Below are 21,303 nucleotides of genomic sequence, written 5' to 3' on the forward strand. Positions count from 1 at the left end.
TTTTACTAGTAGCGCTAAATTAAGAACTCTTCACTTTTCAGGTAAAAGTGCTTAATCACCGTGGTGAGTAAAATATAGAGCACTAAAATTCCTAGCACAATCCACATGAAACTCATTGGGAGCTCGCCAAACTTTAGTTTGTTGCTCAAAAACGAGAATGGAATCAGCGTACCAATAATACTTGCACCAAAGGTGGACAAGATGACCGTGGCCGTAGCATGCTGACCCACAAAAGGCAAGCGCGGATCGCGCAGGGCATGGATAACCATTTCTTGAGTCCAAAGCGACTCAATAAACCAACCCGTGTGGAACAATGCAATAAAGGCAACCTGTTGAACGGGGCTAATCGCATTATAGTTACCGCCAACTAGGTGCGGGCAGATCACAAAGTACAGCAAGCCAAAAGTTAAAATATCAAAGACCGAGGAAGTCGGTCCAAAGTAAAACATAAACTTCGGCAGTTTTTTTGTTGACCAAGTCCGTGGTACTTTCAGGTACTCATTATCCATATCATCAAAGGGTAGTGACAAACAACTGGTGCCATACAGCAGGTCCAAAACCAGTAACTGGAGCGGTAGCATCGGCAAAAATGGCAAGAAGGAGGAGGCCACTAATATTGACAAGATATTACCGAAGTTGGAGGAAAGAGTAATCTTGATATACTTCATCGTGTTGCCAAAGACTTTACGGCCAATCCGAACCCCCGTTTCGAGCACATTGAGATCCTTATGCAACAAGATAATATCAGCAGATTCTTTGGCAATATCAACGGCCGTATCAACTGAAATTGAAACATCAGCGGCTTTCATTGCGGGAGCATCATTAATCCCATCGCCCATATAACCGACCGTATGCCCGTTTTGCTTCAGCAAGTTAATAATTTTAGTCTTATCTTCTGGTGAAAGTTTGACAAAAATATTGCATTCTTCAACCATCTTGGCTAGCTCTTCCGGTTTTTTACCTTCTAAATCTGCGCCGGAATAAACCGTATCAACATTCAACCCCACCTGCAGACCAACCGTTCTGGTAACGGCCTCATTGTCGCCAGTCAAGATCTTAACGGTGATTCCATCACCCTTAAGACGGGCCAGAGCGGCTTTGGCACTCTCCTTGGGCGGATCAAGAAAGGCTAAAAACCCGCAAAGAATTAGCTCATTTTCATCCTTGACCGAAAATTCGCCCACTGGGGCCGGATTCCGCTTATAGCCAATCATAATCACGCGCAGGCCATCATCATTCATGTTGTTGACCTTTTCCATTACCTTTTGTTTACGCTCTGGGGTTAGCGGCAGAATCTGGCCATCAACCTCAAGCTTGGTAGCAACAGCCATCATTTCTTCAGAAGCGCCCTTGGTTACCAGCAAGTGTTCGCCATGTTCACGATCAGCATTCTCAACCACAACACTCATGCGTCGTCTGGAGAAGTCGAAGGGGATTTCATCAATCTTGTTATAATCACGCTGGATTTCACTAATATCGAGTTCGTCACCGGAAGCCTCGATAATTGCCTTGTCAATCAGATTTTTCATCCCCGTTTGATAATTAGCATTGATGTAGCCCATTTCCAAAATCCGCGGGTTTTCGTGCAAGTTCAAGTCATAATGGCGTTCTAGTACGACCTTGTCCTGGGTAAGTGTTCCCGTCTTGTCGGTACACAGGATGTCAGCAGAGCCAAAATTCTGAATTGAGTTCATTTTTTTGACGATTGTCCCCTTTTTGGACATCTCAATTGAACCCTTAACCAAGTTAGTGGTAACAATTACCGGCAGCATCTCTGGAGTCAAACCAACTGCGGTCGCAATCGAAAAGATCAAGGCATTAACCCAGTCACCCTTAGTTAGACCATTAATAATTAATACCAGCGGCGCAATGACTGCCGTCATAACAATCAAAAGCTTAGAAACGTTCTTGATTCCCACGTCAAAAGTCGTGTTTTTAACATCACTGTGGGCAATGTCATGCGCCAGCTTGCCAAACATGGTCCGCTCACCCGTGGCAAAAACTACACCTAAGCCAGAACCAGAAACAATTGTCGTTCCCTCGTAGAGAATGTTGGGGTAATCCAGATAGTCACGATCTTGACCTAATTGCGGTTTCTTAGTCGCAATTTTTTCAACTGGATTTGATTCACCATTGAGCGAACTAGATGAACAAAAGAGGTCTTTACTAGTAAGTAACCGCATGTCTGCCGGCACCATATCACCAGCAGCCAGACGAATTACATCACCAACCACCACCTTGCTGGTATCGATCTCCTGGTCCTTGCCATCCCGGATGATATCCGTGGTAACCGAAACCATTTTTAAAAGTGCTTCAACGGCACTAGAAGATTTGACATTTTGGATAAAGCTAGTAATCCCTGAAATGACCACCATCGTGAGCATGATGGCAACTGTACTCAGATCTTTTTCTCCGGCCGGTACAAAAATATAGTCGGTACAGAGAGAAATTGCCGCCAAGGCTAATAAGACCAACGTAAACGGCGTTATAAAGGCCTCAGCTAGAAACTGCAGCTTAGAGTTGCGCTTACCAGACGCGATTGTATTGGAACCAAATTCCTCCCGGTTTTTTTCTGCTTGACTACTGGTCAGTCCGTCGCTGCTTGCATGGAGCCTTGCGAGTGTCTCTGCCCTATCCTCATTGGCAATGGCTTTGACTAGCTCCAGGTCCTTGTTGCTAGCAACTTCAGTTGGTTTTCTCAGCATCTTCATCACTCCTTTTCTTTCCAAAACGCAAACAAACTAAAAAGAGATCGCCCTCATACCGCTGGCGACCCCCTTTTAAACAAGGTATCATTAATACTCGTCGTTCAGTTTTAACACTACGTGACGTAAGCTCAGGCTAGCTATCTGGTTACCGCCTTATCTCGACGGTAACTATTTAACTCATTGGCATCTCTGGATGTTTCTGAGCGATAGCATTTGTTCACGTAGGAGTCTCACCTAACAGTTTATTTGTTTTATTTGATTTGCACTGTGAGTGTAATACACATCACCAACCCAAGTCAACCCATTTACTTATTTTTTGGGTGCAAGTTATTTTTAAAGAATAAAGCCAGTCCCCCCAAAACGACCACAAGGGCTAGGGCAATCGGAAGTGCTAGCCGGTGGGGATGCGTGATTTGGGCGCGTTCCTCTGCCGACAAGTCGTACCTATCAAGCGAATACTGATACTGTTGGTCAATGGTGGTCGCACATGCTCTAAAGACGAAGCGTAAGCCTTGATTAAATTTTTGGCGGTTATTGCTGCGCAAGCGGTCGGACTGTGCCCGAATGATGCTACCGCGAATATCCGCGGTAAAGCCGCCGTGTAAGTCCTTACTGGTATAAATCTGGACGTTACGCTTCTGATCTTTACTACCTACCACGATAAAGACGGTGTGTTTATACTTACTCAGTTTTTTGGGCGTTAAATGATTCACCCGGTTTACTGTCTGCACAATAATTCGCGGTTGCTCACTCGTCTGCAGATAACGATCGTTCTTAGCCATAATCAACTTACTGGTTTCACGGTCCAGCAGATGACTATTGTCTTTGACGTTGGGATTGGTAAAAGCCGTCATCGTGCAAAACACCCCCACCAAGGCAAGCATTAACGTCAACTTAGTTTTCAACGTCTGCCAGCATTTGAGCCAATTGCTCCACGTAGTCGCGGTCAATTTTAATTTGCTCATAGGGTACCCCACATTCTTTAAACAACGCTATAGTTAACGGACTATCATGATAGTCAAAGTAATAATTAACTTTTTTGACTCCGGCCTGCGTCAGTGCTTTGGCACAATTGTAACAAGGAAAGTGCGTTACGTAGATTTCCGTAGCGGCAGTCAAAACTCCGTTCTTGGCACATTGAATCAACGAGTTCATTTCCGAGTGAATTGTCCGCACACAATGCCCATCCACCATCTGATGACCGACGTCATCACAATGCGGAGCACCCGTCACGGAACCGTTGTAGCCGGTTCCGATAATTCGATTGTCCTTGACCAAGACACTACCAACAAGCGCTCGCGCACAAGTTGAGCGTTGGGCAATCACCAGTGCTTGCATCATAAAGTATTGTTTCCAAGGAATCCGTTTACGCATTTTTTACCTCTTAAAGTAATTCAGGCCAATTGCCTCACGCACCTCAGTCAGAGTTTGATTAGCTACTTGATTGGCCTGGTCTGAGCCTGCTACTAGCATCTCCTCAACCTCAGCTAAATTTTGCTCAAAGTGGGCTCGGCGAGCCCGAATTGGACTCAATTCTGCTTCCATTACTTCGTTCAGGTAACGTTTAATTTTGACATCGCCCAAGCCACCTTTTTGGTAATCTTCTTTCAATTCTGCTACCTTATCCTTATCAGGGGCAAAAATATCAAGATAGGTAAAGACCGTATTACCTTCAACCTTGCCTGGATCCTCGACATGAATATGCCCCGGGTCAGTATACATTGACATGATCTTCTGCTTGACAGTTGCTGCATCATCAGACAGGTAAATCGCATTATTCAATGACTTGGACATTTTGGCATTGCCATCGAGTCCAGGCAACCGCCCTTGGCCTTGGGTCGGAAAATAACCTTCCGGTTCAACCAGCACCTGACAATTATATACACGGTTGAAAGTCCGCACGATCTCACGGGTTTGTTCAAGCATTGGTGCCTGATCATCGCCAACCGGCACCAGTGTTGCTTTAAAGGCCGTAATATCGGCTGCTTGAGACACTGGATAATTCAAAAAGCCTACTGGTAGGGACTCAGCAAAGCCTTTTTGCTTAATTTCAGCCTTCACAGTGGGATTACGCTCCAAGCGGCTAACCGTTACCAGGTCCATATAATAAGCTGTCAGCTCGAACAAAGCTGGAATTTGCGACTGCACGAAGATGGTTGAAATAGTTGGATCAAGCCCCACCGCCAGATAGTCAAGGGCAACTTGCACGAGACTGGTGCGGATTTTTTCGGGATCACGGGCATTGTCAGTCAGGGCCTGAGTGTCGGCAATCATAATGAACGGGTGGTAATCACCAGTATTTTGCAGTCTAACCCGATTTTTTAAAGAACCAATGTAGTGGCCCACATGCAATCTCCCAGTTGGGCGATCGCCTGTTAGGATAACTTTCTTATTCATTCTATCTTGCCTTCCTTGAACTTTTAAAACCTATTTCATCTGCTAATTATAGTCAATTCTACCAAAAATCAAGTGATGATTAAATACGGAGAGAAAAATGTTCAATCAATTTCAATTAGCCAGTCTGGCCGAAATTAGCAAGTATCTGATACAGGACTTGAACTTACCACTAGTCGAACCAGCTGCTCAGCTTCCGCAAGCGCAGCAAATCTTTCCCCAAGCGGCTGCACCTGTCTTGCTTTTTCAAGATAAGCAGTTAATCTTAGACAAAAAGACCTGGGGTTATCCCAGCCCATTCGCCAACAAGGTAATCTTCAATGCTCGTATTGAACGCTTTTTTGCGGAAAAACCGTCGCTGTGGGACAGCTCCTTTGCAAAACGGCGTTGTCTCATTATTGCCAAGCAATTCTTTGAATCCGGGCCGCAAACTTATCTAGCTAGCAACGGCCGCCGTTACCATGAACGTTTCAGTTTTCGCAATGAAACTGAACCATTGACCTTAATTGCCGGAATTTATCAAGAAGACCATTTCGCCATGGTGACGACTGCCCCTAATTCAGTAATGGCACCACTTCATGACCGAATGCCCTTAGTCATTCAACCCCAGGAATTGCGGCAGTGGCTCTTTCAAAACTTCACTTCATTGCTTGACCGTAGTCAGATACCCCTAGCCGTCAGCAAAATACCGCAAAGACAATAGCCAATCTGCTACTTTTGCTAGTTACCGGTCTAAATTTTTTAAATCGAAACTTGGATTTAGACCAAAAACATGGTAAACTGGTTCAGTAATGCGGGTATAGTTTAATGGTAGAACGTTAGCTTCCCAAGCTGAAGATGCGGGTTCGATTCACGCTATCCGCTTGAAACAAAAAAGGCAATGACTTAAGTCATTGCCTTTTTTTGTTAGGTCATAATAACCAAGATCAATCCGTTAACTATTGCCAAGTAGACAGGCATCCAGAGCGTTTGGGTATAGAGGTAAGACCAAGCAAAGATGGCACCAAAGATCAAATTGACCACCAGTAACGGCAGCGAATTTTGCCAATTGAGCAGGCTAAAGACCAAGCCCGAAGCAAGTGTCCCCAGCGCAGCTGTCATTACGGTGTTACGCCGGAAGGCATAGTTAAACAAAAATCCAGTCGCCAGAAATTCCTGCAGCACAGGTACGACAATACCTACTGCCAATAATAAAAACCAGTACGTACCACTTGCTTCATGGTGCAAGTAGTCAAGCTGAAAGCCATACAGTTTGAGTTTGCCATAAGACTGTAACCACGACACGCTAATCCGCAGAACCGTCACGACCACCGTCAAGCCCACAATAAGACCGAATTCACTCAACCATGAGCCCGTGAAACTGCGGTCGAAATAACGCTGCTCCCGGTTAAAACGATAAATAAAAAACAACAAAACCATCAGTGAAATCGTGACAAATAAAATTAAGTCCCAGATGTGAATTGGTGAATTGTTAGTAACAAGCTTAACTACGCCAGCAACCATTATGTAGCCAATTAAGTAAATGGCATAGCGAATTAGGTTGCCTTCTCTTGATGCTGGTGTATTCACAAAAATTACCTCTATCCAATGTGTACCTTACAAGTCCCATATTATAGCAAAAAAAGGCCGCTTTATGAAATGCCAGCTGTTTTTTCTCCTGCAGACCGGCCATAATGCTTACTCATAAGCATTACCACCATTGTGACCACCAACCAGGCTGCTACGTCTGATGGCGGTCGCCCCGGGCAACAGACTGGAAGCCCGGATTAGACTGGTAAAACCGTACCTTTGTCTAATCCGATCGATAGTCAGATCAATGGTATGTTTTTTTAGCTGTTCAGCAGGTTGAACAAAAAAGGTTAGCTGGTCGCTAGTTGCAGGGACCAAGTGGCCACAACTTACTCCTATTTCTCGGACAGGCTCGCCATGCCAATTTTTGCGCAAAAGTGCAATGAGTTCTTGCGCCAGCAGGTCATTGTCATTAGTGGGGAGAATTTTTTGCTGAACGCTGAAACCCTTGCGGTTGCCATCTTGCTGATATCGTGAAAAGCCAATATGTAGACTAAGGCAGCCGGCCTGCAGGTGATGTGCCCGAATCCGAGCGGCCACCTGCTCACCAATTTCACGGAGGACGATTTCCAGCTCACGTTGGACCGTATAATCCCTTGTTAAGATTTGCGAATTACCATAGCTTTTCGTCCGCGGTTGGTACTTTTGACTGATGATACTACGGTCAACCCCCCAACTCATGGCAAATAATTGTGCGCCAATAACCCCGAATTCTTTTTGTAAAATAGCCGGATCAGTGTGAGCTAATTCATACATATTATTAATCTGTAACCGGTGCAGACGCTTGGCCGTTCTCTTGCCAATCCCCCAAACATCTTCTAAATTAGGAAGCCGCCAAATTGTGTCGGGCACATCAATGTAGTGCCAGTAATCAATCATCGATTCCCGGTGTTTAGCCGAAGTATCCATTGCCAACTTGGCCAGTAGGGGATTTTCACCGATCCCACAAGTCGTGTATAGTCCCAGCTCCTTTCTAATTTTTACTTGAATTTGCCGTGCCACCAAGTAAGGATCGTCACCAAACAAGTGCCAGGACTTGGTCATGTCAATCATCGACTCATCAATTGAATAAGCATGGATGTCCTCCTCAGCTGCATATTCCCGCAAAATGTCCAGCACTTGCATGCTACGCCTGATATATAAGTTCATATGTGGTTCTACTAAGATCAAATCGGGGGCCGCATCACTATTAGGTAGGTCACGTACTCGCATCACATTAGTCAAACCATACTTCTTTTTTGCCAGTGGCGACGCTGCCATGATTAATCCCGCGCCCGCCTTACTGTCAGGCTGGTGGGAAACCACTGCTAATACTGCCTTCATCGGATTGAGTCCCCACTTAAGTGCCTCACAACTGGCAAAAAAAGACTTGTTATCAATCATTAAAATCACGCGATGCGGTTCATAGCGGTAATCATACATCATCTTCACCCTCTGTTCCAAACTACTGTTCGATTATCAATTATAGAAACATACGTTTGAACAAGCAAGTAAAAACTTATTTAATCGCAATGATAGTTACCTGGTATTCACCAGCTGGTGCTTCTACCTTAACCTTACTTCCGACCGTTTTTTTCATGATGGACTGTCCCAATGGTGAATCATAGGCCACCTTACCGGCTGTAAGATCGGCCTCCAGCTGGCCCACAAGTTGATACTCCACTGTTTCTTCCTCATCAGCAAATTTCAAAGTGACGGTTTTGCCTAAGTCAACCTTGCCGTCTGCGCTTTTTTCAACAATTTCGGCATACTTTAACTGCTTGTCCAAGTAACGCAACCTGCTCTGCAAGTGTCCCAAGTCCCGTTTAGCTTCCGTATATTCAGTGTTTTCTGACAGGTCGCCTAAGGCTCGTGCCTCCTGCAAAATCTTAATCCGACGGGGCCGGTCCTGCTTTAACCGAGTAATCTCATCCTTGATTTTTTGGTAACCGGTTGGTGTCATTTTTTGATAATAAACCATTATTTTCTCTCCCTACTTTTTTAAAAAATTATCCACAAGCATTTAATGCTATTTTACCAGCATTTAAGCGACTTATTTGGCACTCAAAAATAAAGAGTGCCAATTATTTTATTTTTCCTAATCTGCATACTATAATAAGCAGTGTAAGGAAGAAATGAAAGTCTTCCGTTACAAAATAAAGTTAATTTGAAAGGAAGTTTTTACTATGGCAAATGAAATGATGAATCGGCACAATGACATTTTTGATGCGATGAATGACTGGTTTGATCTTCCAAAGAAAATTTTTGACAACAATGAAATGGCAAAATTAATGCAGGCAGATGTCGTGGAAAACGACCACGAATACGTTATTAAAGTTGACCTGCCCGGCATGGATAAGGACAAGATTAACCTTAGTTATAACAATGGTATTTTGAGCGTTTCAGGTTCGCGCAAGTCCTTCAAGGACATGTCCAAAGATGGTAGTCTTATCCACCGCGAAAGAAGTGAGGGTCACATCTCCCGCAGCTTCAGGCTCCCAAATGTTGCAGCTAGTGACATCCATGCCAAGTATGACAATGGGGTACTGACCATTAACCTACCAAAACAAAGCGCTAGTGAAAGCGAAAACTCGATCCAAATCGACTAGCTATCCAGAGCGTTTTAGGACAGCCCAAGATAATTACTTTGGTAAAACGAGTTCAAATATTGAACTCGTTTTTGTTTTGGCTTAGAATAGAAGATAATTTAAAATTAAATTAAAAAGGAGATTAATTTATGGGACATCAGGTTACCGTCCAAGAAATCGAAAAATTTGCAGACCAATTCAATGCCAACCCTAAAAATCAAGTTATTGCCCGCGCCGCTCAAAAGAGTGGCGTACAGGCAGCCGCATATAACGAGCGGGTGCAAGCTGAATTAAATCGGGTTTTTTCAACTGAACTAGACACTGAAAACGTTACTAATCAGCGCCAATCGGGGCGCTGCTGGGAGTTTGCGACACTCAATATTTTGCGCCATAACTTTGGCAAGCAGCACCACGTTAAGAACTTCACCTTCTCGCAAAGCTACAACTTCTTCTGGGACAAGATTGAACGCGCAAATATTTTTTATGAGAACATTCTAGCTACTGCTGACCAGGCACTAGACTCCCGTACCGTTAAGGCTTACCTTGAAGATGCGGGAGCAGACGGCGGACAATTTCACATGGCCGCTGCCCTAATAGCAAAATATGGGGTAGTACCATCTTATGCCATGCCGGAGAATGCTAACACCAACAATACTCATGCCTTTGCCAAGACACTTGGCGACAAACTGAGAAAAGATGCCCTAGTGCTGCGCGCGTTAAAGCAAAAAGGTCAGGAAGATCAACTTGCCAAAGTACGCGAGCAACTCTTGAGTGAAGTGTATCAAATGACAGCTATTGCAGTCGGTGAGCCGCCCCGGAAGTTTGATCTCGAATACCGCGACGACGACAAAAACTACCACTTGGACAAGGACTTGACACCACTCGAGTTCTTGCACAAGTATATGGGCGACGTTGACTTCGATGACTACGTTGTCCTAACTAACGCGCCCGACCATGAATATAACAAACTGTATGGTTTACCCTTTGAAGACAATGTAGCAGGATCTTATCGTATCAAGTTTCTCAACGTACCAATGGAATATCTCGAATCAGCATCCGTTAGTCAATTAAAAGACGGCGAAGCCGTCTGGTTTGGCAATGAAGTTGGTGCCCAAAGCGACCGCCAGCAGGGTTACCTCAACAGCGACCTGTACCAGTACACTGACTTATATGGGGTTGACCTCAAAATGTCTAAGGGTGACCGACTACGTACCGGAGCTGGAGCTTCCACTCATGCCATGACCATTGTGGGAGTTGACGAAGACCAGGGCCACATCCGCCAATGGAAAGTGGAAAATTCCTGGGGTGAAAAGAACGGCGACAAGGGCTTCTTTGTCATGAATAACGACTGGTTCAGAGACTATACTTATGAAGTAGTTGTCCACAAGAAGTACCTAACCCCCGACCAAGTCGCCTTGGCAGAAGGCCCAGTAACCGACCTACCCGCCTGGGATTCACTTGCCTAGTAATAAATTAAGATGCAAACAAAAAACGAGATTCACAAGAATCTCGTTTTTTTAGTTAGTTCGCATGAGCAGTTCATCAAACCGCTGGAAAAATTTTTCTTTATCAGCCTTGGTTACTAGGGTAAGCTCGCGACCATTTGGATCATCAACCAACCGGCCAGCAGCCACGCCAGCGGTAATTACCTTGACCCGGTGCTGCTCTACCCGCGCAACAACTTCTGGATAAAGTGCACTAATAGTCGTCAAAACATCCCAGAAGTACAGCTGAGCGGTTTGAATCGGTGGATTAACCAAGAGACTGTAAGCTTGCCCCACTAAGTCAATGGCTGGGTACTTGCGCAGGCGAGCCCAATGCATTCTGAGTTCATCGGTTAAGGGTAATTCTTCGCTACTTTCAAGTCCCACCACCTGCATTGGAATAGCCGAGTCTAAAACGCGAGCAACGGCATCTGGGTCCCAGAAGGCATTCCATTCCTGGCTGCCGTCAGCATTGACCTGAACCACATTGCCATGGCCATCAAGTGACCCACCCATCCAATAAAGTCGAGCAATTTTAGTTTCAATTGCCGGACTGGCATCAAGTGCTCGGGCTAGATCAGTTAAAGGTCCGGTCATCACCAAAGTTACTGGCGCGCTCGCCTGTTCAAGCTTGGCTATCATATCTAAGTGCGCCGGCTGCTGCGCCTGCTTAGTGACCACTTTACCTGCTTCATTTAACATTGGCAGGTAGTTGAAGGAATATGAGGCCGTCCGCCACTCTGCTGGAAACTGATTGACGGCGCGAGAAGTTGACCTGGCAACTTCTAACTTGTCACCACGTAAGTTGAAACGGTCGGTCAGCTTTTGACAAACTGCGACAGCTGGATCTACATAGCCGTCGGCATCAATTGCGCTAACACCTAATAGTTTAATGTTGGGGGCTTGCAAAAAAAGCAAGTACGACACCAGGTCATCAATATTGCCGTCATGGTTAAAATAAATTTCTTTCATCGTTCTCCCTACTTAGACTTAATATAATTTTGGCCGTCGGCTGCAGGTGCAACTGACTTACCAAAGAACAAAACCAGTATCACAATCGTAATCACATATGGTGCAATCTGCATGTAAACCGCCGGAATATGGTTGAAAAACGGCAACTGATTACCGATAATGCTAAGACTCTGGGCAAAACCGAAAAATAGTGAAGCAAGCATCGCGCCAAGTGGGTTCCATTTACCGAAAATCATCGCGGCTAAGGCCATAAACCCTTGACCAGCAATTGTAGAAACGGAAAAGTTACCAGAAATCGCCTCTGCAAAGACCGCCCCACCAATGCCGCCCAAAAAGCCAGAAATCAACACACCTGCGTAGCGCATACCGTAAACATTGACCCCCATCGTGTCAGCCGCCTGTGGATTTTCCCCACAAGAACGCAGCCGCAAGCCAAGGCGGGTCTTGTATAACACCCACCACAGGATGAATGCTAGGACAATGGCAAGCCAGGCTGGTGCAGACGTATCCTTAAACAGAATAGGACCGATAACCGGGATATTAGCCAAGCCGGGAAAGCTAAAATATCCAAAGCTCTGACTAATATTTTCCGTTTGACCTTTGTCATAAATAGCTTTAACTAAAAATACACCTAGTGGCGGGGCCATCAAGTTCAAGACCGTTCCACTGATAATATGGTCAGCGTGAAAGTTGATTGTTGCAACTGCATGCAGGAGGGCAAAGAGAACGCCAACCAGACCACCAACCACAATTCCCAGCCACGGCGTCAGGGTACCGAAAGTCGAGGCAAAAGTCAGGTTAAAGACAATTGAAGCAAAGGCGCCCATCGTCATAATCCCTTCTAGACCAATGTTAGTGATACCGGAATTTTCACTGTATACCCCACCTAAAGCAGTAAAAATTAGGGGCGTGGAGTAAACAAAAGTCGAAGACACCAATAAGGGTAAAATTGTCATTAGATTCATTAGACCTGTCCTCCTTCACTAGCCTGCCGGGGGCTAGCTGATTCTTTGGTAATTGTTCCCGGGCGCTTGCTTTGGGTGGTTTGCTTATTCTTAAATAGCAGCCCAATAACGTATTGGATTGCTACGAAAAAGATGATTGCGGCAATCACAATAGACACAATTTCATACGGAATCCCGGCAATTGTTTGCATGCCTAGACCACCAATCTTTAAAATTGAAAACAAGATGGCGGCCAGCAAAATACCTAACGCGGTCCCACCTCCCAAAAGGGCAACGGACAGTCCATCCCAACCAATATCAAGACTAGTGGTTTGCGTAAAGTAGTTCTGGTAAGTCCCCAGACCTTGGACGACACCGCCCAAACCAGCAAAGCCACCTGATAGAAGCATCGAGATCATGATATTCTTCTTAGTCGACATGCCAGCATACCGACTAGCAAAGGGATTAGTTCCAACCGCCTGGATTTCAAAACCAGTTGTCGTCTTTTTCATTAGATACCAGTAAAAGAAAACAGCCACGATTGCAATGAAGATGCCAGCATTGATCCGCGAATCGCCAAACATCGTACTCAACCAAGGAATCTTCAGGCTACCGTTAGCGCTGATGGTCTTAGTCGTGTCAATATCTAGGCGTAGCCTAGCCGGCATCACTTGCTGAGTTAAGTACTGACAAGTATACAAGACAATGTAATTAATCATAATCGTCGTAATTACTTCGTTAGTGCCAAACTGAGCCCGCAAGCCGCCGGCCAGTCCTGCCACTACAGCACCAGCTAAGACGCCGCTAACAATGGCCAGCGGAAGCAGGATAACTTTAGGCAGTTGCGGATTAGCTAGCACGACCCAAATTGCTGCAAGCCAGCCAGCCTGCGCCTGTCCTGGCAAGCCAATATTGAAAAAACCCGCCTGCGAAGCAATGGCAAAGCCAATAGCAGTAAAGATCAGGGGCGTGGCTTCACGGATGGTCTCACCAAGCCCGTTCAAGTTGCCCAGAGCGCTAGTAAACATCGACGTGTAAGCGTCCAGCGGATTGTAACTCCACACTAGCATGATCAGCGCACCGATTAAAAAACCCGCCATAATTGAGATTAAGGGCACCAAAATTCTTTTTGTTTTAGGAGTCACTTTAAGCAAGAGTTGTACCTTCTTTCTTGAAGCCCGTCATTAGCAGGCCTAGTTCCTCATCACTGGTTTCTTCCGGCTTTACTTCACCCGAAATAGTGCCGTCATGCAGGACAATAATACGGTCTGAAAGTTGCATAATTTCATCCAATTCATAGGACACCAGCAGAATCGCCTTGCCCTTGGCTCGTTCAAGCAATAACTGCTGGTGAATGTACTCGATTGCACCAACGTCCAAACCGCGGGTCGGCTGAAAGGCAATAATCAGGTTACTATCACGACTCAACTCGCGCGCAATAATGACCTTTTGCTGATTTCCACCAGATAGGTCGCCAACCGGTTCTGCACTACCCGTTGTCCTAATATCATACTGTTCAATAAGATCATCAGCGAACTTATTAATAACCTCATGGTGCATTACATTGTACTTTGAAAACGGTGCTTGATAGTAGGTCTGCAGACTAAGATTGGCCGCAACCGAAAATGGCAAAATTAAGCCGTATTTTTGGCGGTCAGCTGGAATATGTGCAACCCCGCTAGAAGTGATTTTACGCACATTTTGGTTGGTCATGTCCTGATCAGCAATGATTACGTGCCCTGAATCAACGTGCTGCAAGCCAGTTAGTGCCCGCACTAGTTCATCCTGACCGTTGCCGTCAATCCCAGCAACACCCAAAATCTCACCGCCCCGCAGGTCAAAGGACAGCCCCTTGAGTGCCCAAACTGCTTGCCTATTTTTCACTTTGAGCTTGTCTACCTTCAGCATGGTCTGACCCAATTCAGTGCTGGACTTATCCAACTGCATATTGACGTGCCGCCCAACCATTAGCTCCGCTAAATTATTGTCCGAAACCTCGTTTACCTTAAAGGTGCCCACGCTTTGTCCAGCGCGAATAACCGTTACCTCATCAGCAGTCCGCTTAATTTCCTCAAGCTTATGGGTAATTAAGATAATGGACTTGCCTTCAGCGGCCAGTTCCTTCAATATTTGGATGAATTCCGTAATTTCTTGCGGGGTCAAAACAGCAGTTGGTTCGTCAAAAATCATGATGTCAGCACCGCGGTAAAGAATCTTAAGAATTTCTACGCGTTGCTGCTGCGCTACCGTAATCTCACTTACCTTTTTGAGCGGATCAACGTTGAGGTTATAGCGATCCGACAAGGCCTCAATTTCCTGCTTGGCCTTGGTAAAATCCAGCTTCGGGCCATGGCTTGGTTCATGGCCCAGAATAATGTTTTCCAGAACAGTAAAGGAATCCATCAACATAAAGTGTTGGTGCACCATTCCAATTCCTAAATCTTTGGCAACAGTTGGATTTTTGACAGCGACTTCCTGGCCGCGCACCTTAATTTCACCCGCAGTAGGCATCATCAATCCGGACAAAATACTCATTAAGGTTGACTTACCGGCGCCATTTTCACCAAGTAAAGCCAGAATTTCGCCCTGCTTTAACGTTAAATTAATGTCATCATTAGCCTTGAACCCATTGAAATCCTTGACGATGTGCCGCATTTCAATTACATTTGTCGTCTCGTTCATATTATTGTTAATTTCCTCTGTAAAAAACTCTTTGCATCAGCATACAAAGAGTCTTTAAAGCAACTTACTATTATTTAGCCGGGTGCAGCGGCACCTTAATTTTACCGTTTATAATGTCTTGGCGTGCATCACGGGAATACTTCCAGGCCTTAGCACTAACTTTTCCCCGCTTGATCGAAACTCCATCCGTCTTTAGCCCATAAACCAGGTTTTGCCCACCAGGGAACTTGCCCTGGTATGCTCGGTCGGAAATGTCCTTGGTTGCAATATCAACCCCGGTAATAACTGAAGTCATCACAAAGTTGTCTTTCTTGCCATCCTTAGTCTTATAGTTGCCAAGGTATGATTGGTCTGAGTCGACGCCGATTGCCCACACCTTTTTATCAGCAGGACGATCTTGGTTAATGGCTTTGGCCTCTTGGAACAGTCCATTACCAGCCAACCCTGAAGCATGGAAGATAATATCAGCCTTTTTAGCATACATTGAACGAGCAATGGCCTTTTCTTTGTCGGCGCTCTTGAAATCACCCACGTACTGGTTCAGCAGTGTAATTTTCTTGCCCAATTTTTTGGCTTGATCGTGGACGCCCCGCGTAAACCCAGCATCAAAGAGGTCAATAATGTCGCCGTGAGCACCACCAATGAAGCCAATCGTATTTGTTTTGGTTTCTGTTGCTGCGACTACACCAGCCAGATATGAGGCTTGCTCACTTCTAAAGTTAGCAGAAGCAACGTTTTTCTGACCCTTAATTACTTCATCGACAATAACAAAGTTCTTTTTAGGATACTTCTTAGCAGCTGCACTAACCGCATCCTTTAAGCTATAACCGATACCAAAGATTGTTTGATAACCAGCCTTGCTAGCCTGGTCAAAGTTGGGCTCAAAGTCAGCGGCTCCACTAGACTGAAAGTATTGGTAACCATTGCGGCCCCGCTTTAAATCGTGTTCCTTACCATAATCCTTAAAGCCTTGCCAAGCAGACTGGTTGAAGGAGTTGTCATTGACCCCGGCAGTGTCAGTAATCAAGGCTATCGAATGCTTGGCACTATCACTCGAATTACCACTGCCACCCTGTTTTCTGCCAGCACACGCAGTTAGTGCCACTCCCGCAGCAACGGTTACCGCAGCGAGTGAAAAAATCTTCTTAACTTTAGTTTTCATGTTTGCCCTCCTGGTTTTAATTCCAGTTACTAAAATATCAACATTTAGTGGTTATGTCAAAAATTGAACACAAGATAAAGTGTTGATGTGACAATGTTCTTAATTGGTATAGACCACAAAGTAAGCTAGATCTAGCAAATTTTTGTATACAGCAACGAAAAATTTTAAAATTTTTATTTTTTCGGCCAGTGATCGGACAAATTTCATTAGTCACTTTGCTATTAAAATGGCCATTATTAGACTAAAATTACTAGTGAAATTATTTGCGTAAAAGATTTTTAGGGGGAGCCAGGCCATGCTGCACCAAATAAGCTATCAATCGAACTTGGGTAAAATAACCTTACTGAGCAATGATTATTACTTGCTTGGGCTATGGTTTGCAGAACAAAAATACTACGGCGCTCATTACAACTTGGAGCAAGCTGATAACGTTGTTTCCCAACCACTAAGTCTTGCGGTCAACTGGCTTAATGACTATTTTGCCGGGCGAAATCCGGATCCGGCCGCTATCCCTATCAAGCTTGACGTTACGCCTTTTCGCCAAAAAGTACTCGGTGAATTACAAAAAGTTCCTTATGGTCAAACAGTGACCTATAAAGAACTTTCTCATTGCTTGCAAGCAGGACAGACGAACAAGGTCAATCAGGCCCAGGCAATTGGTGGTGCAGTTGGCCACAATCCCCTAACCTTGATTATTCCCTGCCACCGCGTTATCGGTAGTAACGGTTCACTGACGGGCTATGCTGGTGGAATTGAGCGCAAAAGGGCCCTCTTACGCCTGGAACGACAAACTAGCTAGACTTCCCACTCGTGCTTGAATTCAGCAACAAAGGCCCGCATGAACTCGGTCCGATCATGTGCTAACTTGGTACCGCCAACCGTATTCATCAAGTCTTCTAACTGAAATAGCTTTTCATCAAAATGGTTAATCGTTGTTTCCGTGTGCTTACGGTACTGACTGTGACTGACCAGCTTTTGTGGTTTAATCTGGGGATCATAAATCACATTGCCATGTGCCCCGCCAAAGGTAAACGCACGAGCAATTCCGATTGCTCCTAAACTTTCAATCCGGTCTGCATCCTGGACATATTGACCGGACAGGGGTAGCTGATAGCGGTGCTCAATGTTCTTAGCAAACGACATGTGCTGCATTGTGAACAAGATGTCCTTGGCTTCTAACTCACTAAAGCCAACTTGCGCCAGCAAACCCGTAAGCTGCTTCAAAACCGCCTCAGGGTCCGCACAGACCTTTTCGTCAATTGTGTCGTGCAAGTAGCCGGCTGCCTGAATAATTGCTACCATCCGGCTGTTAGGGCGTGCATCCGCATTGTCCTGTAAATAGAGTTTACTAGCCAAGTGGGCCACACGTTGCCCATGATAAAAATCATGACCGGTTTTTTCATTTTTTAATTGTACTTTGACAAAATCTGTTATTTTAACTAAATCCACCTTAATCAACCCTTCTTATACTCAAACTGCTAACGAATAACCACGGCCCGTGAATGCTGCTTGCGATACAACTGCATGAACTTACTAGTCGACAGCCAAAAGACTTTGTTGGGTGAACTCTTTTTCATATAGGGATCGGCCACTAAAAAGCGGCCGGGCTGGTATCCTACCAAGGTCAATACATGATACGAACCGCGCTGTTGCATATGTAATGTACCAGCAAAGATAACTGGATTGCCGCGCTTTATTTCTGTAATCAAAGTTTGCTTGCCTGCCCCCGAAAAGTTAGCTACAAGCTTAGTATAAGTCTTAGCATAGTTGGTCAGTGGCCCAGGATAAATTGTGCGAATTTCACCCGGTTGGCTTTTAGTGTATGGATCACCATTAAAGCCCGCAGTCGGCCTTGCCGCTCGAGGCATCTTAGCAATAATCGACCTTAAATCCGTCTTACTGGCAATGCCCTTAACTGACAACGCCATTTTCAAACTAGCCGCTTCACACCCATTGGGTGCATAAACGGGATACAACTGGCTGGTATAGGTGTACGGCAACTTATAAACGGCCGGTAAAGTCAAAGCGCCAGCATTTACCCACCCATACGTACGACCACGCCGACTAATTTGAAAGTAGGTGCCGCTCTTAGTGGTAGCAACCTTATCTAGTTGCATTAACTTACCCGCTAGCGACCTAGTCGTCCCCATCGTTTGGCTACCTTGGGTATATGGCTCAGCCCACAACTTCCAGTTGCTACTTCGGACTATACGGCTACTGTAATTTCGGGCTGACTTGATGGTAGCGCGATTGGCTGGAGCTATTCCAATCACTAAGCCAATTCCTAATACCAACAAACTTAGCTTAACCAGTTTTGAAGTTTTCATTTCCGCGCTCCTTTACTTAACTACTACGTGGTAGCTCCACGTAAATTTGCTAACCAGCAGCCAATACTTACCTTGATTAGGATCAACCATATAATCGGTCTTGTTTCTTTGAGTTAAGCCGCTTCCCAGATTTGAACTGGGGGCCTCCTCCTTACCACGGCGGTGCTCTACCTGCTGAGCTAAAGCGGCACTTCAATTCTACCAAAAAAGTACCCACGTCGCGACAGTGGATACTTTTTTGATCTAAATAGTTAATTATTCTGCATTCGTGGTGTATCGAACTGCCGTACCGTAGGCAACAACGGATTGCATATCGCCGGCAATGGAGCCTGAGTCAAAACGCATCATCACCACTGCATCAGCTCCCTGTTCACGAGCTGATGCACGCAATCGGTCTAAAGCCTGTTGACGCGACTCTTCCAGCATTTTGGTATAACTGCGAATTTCGCCACCAACCATTGATTTTAACCCCGCCCCCAAATCTTTGAACATATTCTTTGACTGGGTTGTCAAACCAAAAACTTCACCAATCACTTCATATTCGATACCAGGGATTTTTTCCGTAGTGGTAACCAAAAGTTGACTATCGCTCATATATTGTCCTCCTATAATGGGCTCTTAAAATAACTTTGTTAAAGCTAAATTATGAATTTATTATGCCAACTTGTCAACCTTAAAATAAGTTAAGCTGGTTCACTTCAATACCGCCATAATCTTGCTAGCAATCTTAGGTGGCATCAAGTTAATTTTGCTCAAATCGTTTAGGTCAACCCATGCTGGCTCATAGACATTATCGCTACCAGCTCGATCTCTTTCTTCTCCGCCAATCTTGGGCGCTGTAGTTACATCAACTGCCACCCAGAAAATCAACTGTTCTTCGCCGTGGTCCTCTACCTTAGTCAGCTGCTGCAGACTAGTTGGCGCAAGCTTAAGCCCCAACTCCTCTTTGACCTCGCGTACTACCGCTTGAAGAGGCGTTTCTGCCCCCTTGGCGCCGCCCCCTGGTAGTACCCAGTAGGCTCTTTGGGCTTTAATCCGGTGAATTAGTAGAATGGCCTTCATTTTTGGATTATAAAGTACTACTCGTGCTCGCATCTGCTTGCCTCCTGCTTAGTTAAAAACCACCACTTGTAGGTCGCGTCTTATGCCCTAGTCCTTAATACTAACCAAAGTATACTTTCGCTTACCTTTGCGGACAATGACATATTTGCCATCAAATGCCTTGGACGGGTCAACCTCAAAATTAACTGATTGCTGACGCTCACCATTGATATAAATTGCCCCATTCTGAACATCCTCACGTGCCTGCCGCTTAGACGGTTCAACCTTGATATCAACAAGGAAGTCAATAATATTTTGACTAGTAGTATCCTTTTCAGCCGCTGGTGCATGCTTGAGTCCCTGTTCAATCTGCTTAACGGTCAGGTCTTTAACATTTCCTGAAAAGAGGGCTGCAGTAACCAGTTCTGCTTCCCGCAGTCCTTCCTCACCGTGGACAAACTTGGTTACTTCTTGGGCTAGAGTCTTTTGGGCCGTCCGCTTCCAGGGCTCACTCTTAACTTGCTCTTCCAACTCATTGATTTCTTCATGACTTAAAAAGGTGAAGTACTTCAGGTACTTGACCACATCGCGATCATCTTGGTTAATCCAGAATTGGTAAAACTCGTAGGGACTGGTCTTCTCTGCGTCAAGCCACACAGCTCCACCTGCAGACTTACCGAACTTAGTTCCATCTGCCTTGACCATTAACGGTATAGTCAAGCCAAAGGCCTGACGATTTGTACCTGCCAGCTTATGAATCAAGTCAATCCCGGCCGTAATGTTACCCCACTGATCACTGCCACCAATTTGCATTTGGACGTCGTGGTCCTTATTAAGACGGTAAAAGTCAATAGCCTGCAAAATCTGATAAGAAAACTCAGTAAAAGAAATTCCATGTTCCAACCGGCTCGCCACCACATCTTTATTAAGCATGTTGTTGACCTGGAAGTACTTACCATAATCACGCAAGAAGTCAATCAGACTAATCTGGTCAAGCCACTCCGCATTGTTGATGATTTCGAAGTTATCTGTACCAAACAAGCGCTCCATTTGGGCAGTTAACGCCAGTTCATTTTGATGCAGCTTTTCAGCACTCAGTAGCACCCGCTCAGACTTACGACCAGAGGGGTCGCCAATTGAGCCAGTCCCACCACCAATCACAATTACCGGGTGATAACCTGCTAGCTGGAACCTTTTCAGAATCATGAAGGGAATCAAGTGGCCAATATGGAGCGAATCGCCGGTCGGATCGGTTCCGCAGTATAAGGCCAGGTCATCATGCTCTTGCAAATACTTAGCAAGACTCGCTTCGTCTGTTTGCTGGTTAATGGCACCGCGCCACTTTAAGTCTGCCAAAATATCGAAATTCGCCATTTGTTTTCCTCCAATAAAAAAGTCCCTAGATTCAGGTATGAATCTAGGGACGACTAAATTACTGCTCTTAGCCGTGGTA

Annotated in this window: 21 protein-coding genes, 2 tRNA genes and 1 riboswitch; of the genes, 5 read left to right on the top strand and 18 right to left on the bottom strand. The window is 45.3% G+C overall.

Going from position 1 to position 21,303, the window contains the following annotated elements; all coding sequences use genetic code 11:
- Positions 1–14: 14 nt before the first annotated feature.
- From mgtA to trpS, 4 genes are all read right to left on the bottom strand, one after another.
- The gene (gene mgtA, locus ACSYSN_RS06670; RefSeq protein WP_491712072.1) at positions 15–2,705 is read right to left on the bottom strand and encodes a magnesium-translocating P-type ATPase; all 2,691 of its coding nucleotides are present in this window, start codon (positions 2,703–2,705) and stop codon (positions 15–17) included.
- A gap of 88 nt (positions 2,706–2,793) precedes the next feature.
- Positions 2,794–2,957: riboswitch (M-box (ykoK) riboswitch) on the bottom strand.
- A 56-nt stretch (positions 2,958–3,013) separates the two neighbouring features.
- Positions 3,014–3,673, bottom strand: a complete 660-nt coding sequence (locus tag ACSYSN_RS06675) for a TPM domain-containing protein (RefSeq protein WP_491712073.1) — start codon at positions 3,671–3,673, stop codon at positions 3,014–3,016.
- The gene (locus tag ACSYSN_RS06680; RefSeq protein ID WP_491712074.1) at positions 3,603–4,082 is read right to left on the bottom strand and encodes a deoxycytidylate deaminase; all 480 of its coding nucleotides are present in this window, start codon (positions 4,080–4,082) and stop codon (positions 3,603–3,605) included. Before ACSYSN_RS06680 ends, ACSYSN_RS06675 begins: the two co-directional genes overlap by 71 nt.
- Before the next feature lie 3 nt (positions 4,083–4,085).
- Positions 4,086–5,105 (bottom strand): tryptophan--tRNA ligase, encoded by a 1,020-nt coding sequence (gene trpS, locus ACSYSN_RS06685; RefSeq protein ID WP_491712075.1) that lies wholly within the window; start codon positions 5,103–5,105, stop codon positions 4,086–4,088.
- Between the two features lie 97 nt (positions 5,106–5,202).
- On the opposite strand from trpS, the gene ACSYSN_RS06690 reads away from it, so the two are divergent.
- Together ACSYSN_RS06690 and ACSYSN_RS06695 are read left to right on the top strand one after the other, a co-directional pair.
- A complete protein-coding gene (locus ACSYSN_RS06690; protein ID WP_491712076.1) occupies positions 5,203–5,805 on the top strand; it encodes an SOS response-associated peptidase family protein in 603 nt (200 codons plus the stop codon).
- A gap of 90 nt (positions 5,806–5,895) precedes the next feature.
- Positions 5,896–5,966, top strand: a tRNA-Gly gene (locus tag ACSYSN_RS06695).
- Positions 5,967–6,008: 42 nt separating this feature from the next.
- On the opposite strand, the gene ACSYSN_RS06700 is transcribed toward ACSYSN_RS06695, so the two are convergent.
- From ACSYSN_RS06700 to greA, 3 genes are all read right to left on the bottom strand, one after another.
- Positions 6,009–6,671, bottom strand: a complete 663-nt coding sequence (locus ACSYSN_RS06700; protein ID WP_317637251.1) for a CPBP family intramembrane glutamic endopeptidase — start codon at positions 6,669–6,671, stop codon at positions 6,009–6,011.
- Positions 6,672–6,779: 108 nt separating this feature from the next.
- On the bottom strand, positions 6,780–8,093 hold the full coding sequence (locus ACSYSN_RS06705; protein WP_491712915.1) for a Y-family DNA polymerase: 1,314 nt from the start codon (positions 8,091–8,093) through the stop codon (positions 6,780–6,782).
- 76 nt (positions 8,094–8,169) lie between these two features.
- Positions 8,170–8,631: a transcription elongation factor GreA gene (gene greA, locus ACSYSN_RS06710; protein ID WP_491712077.1), complete on the bottom strand. Its 462-nt coding sequence runs from the start codon at positions 8,629–8,631 to the stop codon at positions 8,170–8,172.
- Between the two features lie 205 nt (positions 8,632–8,836).
- Here greA and ACSYSN_RS06715 point away from each other — a divergent pair, with 205 nt between their 5' ends.
- Positions 8,837–9,259 carry an Hsp20/alpha crystallin family protein gene (locus ACSYSN_RS06715; RefSeq protein ID WP_491712078.1) on the top strand — a complete coding sequence of 141 codons (423 nt, stop codon included), beginning with the start codon at positions 8,837–8,839 and terminating at the stop codon, positions 9,257–9,259.
- 128 nt (positions 9,260–9,387) lie between these two features.
- Positions 9,388–10,704 carry a C1 family peptidase gene (locus tag ACSYSN_RS06720; protein WP_491712079.1) on the top strand — a complete coding sequence of 439 codons (1,317 nt, stop codon included), beginning with the start codon at positions 9,388–9,390 and terminating at the stop codon, positions 10,702–10,704.
- Between the two features lie 51 nt (positions 10,705–10,755).
- Here the strand turns inward: ACSYSN_RS06720 and ACSYSN_RS06725 are convergent, their stop codons facing one another.
- The 5 genes from ACSYSN_RS06725 to ACSYSN_RS06745 form a co-directional block, all read right to left on the bottom strand.
- Positions 10,756–11,694, bottom strand: coding sequence for a nucleoside hydrolase (locus tag ACSYSN_RS06725; RefSeq protein ID WP_491712080.1), 939 nt, complete (start codon positions 11,692–11,694; stop codon positions 10,756–10,758).
- An 8-nt stretch (positions 11,695–11,702) separates the two neighbouring features.
- On the bottom strand, positions 11,703–12,659 hold the full coding sequence (locus ACSYSN_RS06730) for an ABC transporter permease (RefSeq protein ID WP_491712081.1): 957 nt from the start codon (positions 12,657–12,659) through the stop codon (positions 11,703–11,705).
- Positions 12,659–13,792 (bottom strand): ABC transporter permease, encoded by a 1,134-nt coding sequence (locus ACSYSN_RS06735; RefSeq protein ID WP_491712082.1) that lies wholly within the window; start codon positions 13,790–13,792, stop codon positions 12,659–12,661. The genes ACSYSN_RS06730 and ACSYSN_RS06735 overlap by 1 nt, the downstream gene beginning before the upstream one ends.
- Positions 13,785–15,320, bottom strand: a complete 1,536-nt coding sequence (locus ACSYSN_RS06740) for an ABC transporter ATP-binding protein (protein WP_491712083.1) — start codon at positions 15,318–15,320, stop codon at positions 13,785–13,787. Before ACSYSN_RS06740 ends, ACSYSN_RS06735 begins: the two co-directional genes overlap by 8 nt.
- 70 nt (positions 15,321–15,390) lie before the next feature.
- The gene (locus ACSYSN_RS06745) at positions 15,391–16,482 is read right to left on the bottom strand and encodes a BMP family lipoprotein (protein ID WP_317637259.1); all 1,092 of its coding nucleotides are present in this window, start codon (positions 16,480–16,482) and stop codon (positions 15,391–15,393) included.
- Positions 16,483–16,777: 295 nt separating this feature from the next.
- Here ACSYSN_RS06745 and ACSYSN_RS06750 point away from each other — a divergent pair, with 295 nt between their 5' ends.
- Positions 16,778–17,281 carry a methylated-DNA--[protein]-cysteine S-methyltransferase gene (locus tag ACSYSN_RS06750; RefSeq protein WP_491712084.1) on the top strand — a complete coding sequence of 168 codons (504 nt, stop codon included), beginning with the start codon at positions 16,778–16,780 and terminating at the stop codon, positions 17,279–17,281.
- On the opposite strand, the gene ACSYSN_RS06755 is transcribed toward ACSYSN_RS06750, so the two are convergent.
- The 6 genes from ACSYSN_RS06755 to tyrS all read right to left on the bottom strand — a co-directional run bounded on the left by ACSYSN_RS06755 (position 17,278) and on the right by tyrS (position 21,224).
- The gene (locus tag ACSYSN_RS06755; protein ID WP_491712085.1) at positions 17,278–17,931 is read right to left on the bottom strand and encodes an HD domain-containing protein; all 654 of its coding nucleotides are present in this window, start codon (positions 17,929–17,931) and stop codon (positions 17,278–17,280) included. The genes ACSYSN_RS06750 and ACSYSN_RS06755 overlap by 4 nt on opposite strands.
- A 29-nt stretch (positions 17,932–17,960) precedes the next feature.
- Positions 17,961–18,809, bottom strand: coding sequence for a C39 family peptidase (locus ACSYSN_RS06760; protein WP_491712086.1), 849 nt, complete (start codon positions 18,807–18,809; stop codon positions 17,961–17,963).
- Between the two features lie 116 nt (positions 18,810–18,925).
- Positions 18,926–18,998 (bottom strand) — tRNA-Thr (locus ACSYSN_RS06765).
- Between the two features lie 66 nt (positions 18,999–19,064).
- Positions 19,065–19,403 carry a heavy metal-binding domain-containing protein gene (locus ACSYSN_RS06770; protein ID WP_491712087.1) on the bottom strand — a complete coding sequence of 113 codons (339 nt, stop codon included), beginning with the start codon at positions 19,401–19,403 and terminating at the stop codon, positions 19,065–19,067.
- 99 nt (positions 19,404–19,502) lie between these two features.
- Entirely contained in the window at positions 19,503–19,904 is a 402-nt protein-coding gene (locus ACSYSN_RS06775; RefSeq protein ID WP_491712088.1) for an NUDIX domain-containing protein, read from the bottom strand.
- A gap of 54 nt (positions 19,905–19,958) precedes the next feature.
- Positions 19,959–21,224 (bottom strand): tyrosine--tRNA ligase, encoded by a 1,266-nt coding sequence (gene tyrS / locus ACSYSN_RS06780; RefSeq protein ID WP_491712089.1) that lies wholly within the window; start codon positions 21,222–21,224, stop codon positions 19,959–19,961.
- Between the last annotated feature and the right edge of the window lie 79 nt (positions 21,225–21,303).

Source organism: Lactobacillus sp. ESL1191 (genome assembly GCF_058504435.1).

Bases quoted from the DNA above. Each gene is read 5' to 3' on its own strand.
- mgtA (WP_491712072.1), bottom strand. From the start codon at position 2,705: ATGCTGAGAAAACCAACTGAAGTTGCTAGCAACAAGGACCTGGAGCTA.
- ACSYSN_RS06675 (WP_491712073.1), bottom strand. From the start codon at position 3,673: ATGAGCAAATTAAAATTGACCGCGACTACGTGGAGCAATTGGCTCAAA.
- ACSYSN_RS06680 (WP_491712074.1), bottom strand. From the start codon at position 4,082: ATGCGTAAACGGATTCCTTGGAAACAATACTTTATGATGCAAGCACTG.
- trpS (WP_491712075.1), bottom strand. From the start codon at position 5,105: ATGAATAAGAAAGTTATCCTAACAGGCGATCGCCCAACTGGGAGATTG.
- ACSYSN_RS06690 (WP_491712076.1), top strand. From the start codon at position 5,203: ATGTTCAATCAATTTCAATTAGCCAGTCTGGCCGAAATTAGCAAGTAT.
- ACSYSN_RS06705 (WP_491712915.1), bottom strand. From the start codon at position 8,093: ATGTATGATTACCGCTATGAACCGCATCGCGTGATTTTAATGATTGAT.
- greA (WP_491712077.1), bottom strand. From the start codon at position 8,631: ATGGTTTATTATCAAAAAATGACACCAACCGGTTACCAAAAAATCAAG.
- ACSYSN_RS06715 (WP_491712078.1), top strand. From the start codon at position 8,837: ATGGCAAATGAAATGATGAATCGGCACAATGACATTTTTGATGCGATG.
- ACSYSN_RS06720 (WP_491712079.1), top strand. From the start codon at position 9,388: ATGGGACATCAGGTTACCGTCCAAGAAATCGAAAAATTTGCAGACCAA.
- ACSYSN_RS06725 (WP_491712080.1), bottom strand. From the start codon at position 11,694: ATGAAAGAAATTTATTTTAACCATGACGGCAATATTGATGACCTGGTG.
- ACSYSN_RS06730 (WP_491712081.1), bottom strand. From the start codon at position 12,659: ATGAATCTAATGACAATTTTACCCTTATTGGTGTCTTCGACTTTTGTT.
- ACSYSN_RS06740 (WP_491712083.1), bottom strand. From the start codon at position 15,320: ATGAACGAGACGACAAATGTAATTGAAATGCGGCACATCGTCAAGGAT.
- ACSYSN_RS06745 (WP_317637259.1), bottom strand. From the start codon at position 16,482: ATGAAAACTAAAGTTAAGAAGATTTTTTCACTCGCTGCGGTAACCGTT.
- ACSYSN_RS06750 (WP_491712084.1), top strand. From the start codon at position 16,778: ATGCTGCACCAAATAAGCTATCAATCGAACTTGGGTAAAATAACCTTA.
- ACSYSN_RS06760 (WP_491712086.1), bottom strand. From the start codon at position 18,809: ATGAAAACTTCAAAACTGGTTAAGCTAAGTTTGTTGGTATTAGGAATT.
- ACSYSN_RS06770 (WP_491712087.1), bottom strand. From the start codon at position 19,403: ATGAGCGATAGTCAACTTTTGGTTACCACTACGGAAAAAATCCCTGGT.
- ACSYSN_RS06775 (WP_491712088.1), bottom strand. From the start codon at position 19,904: ATGCGAGCACGAGTAGTACTTTATAATCCAAAAATGAAGGCCATTCTA.
- tyrS (WP_491712089.1), bottom strand. From the start codon at position 21,224: ATGGCGAATTTCGATATTTTGGCAGACTTAAAGTGGCGCGGTGCCATT.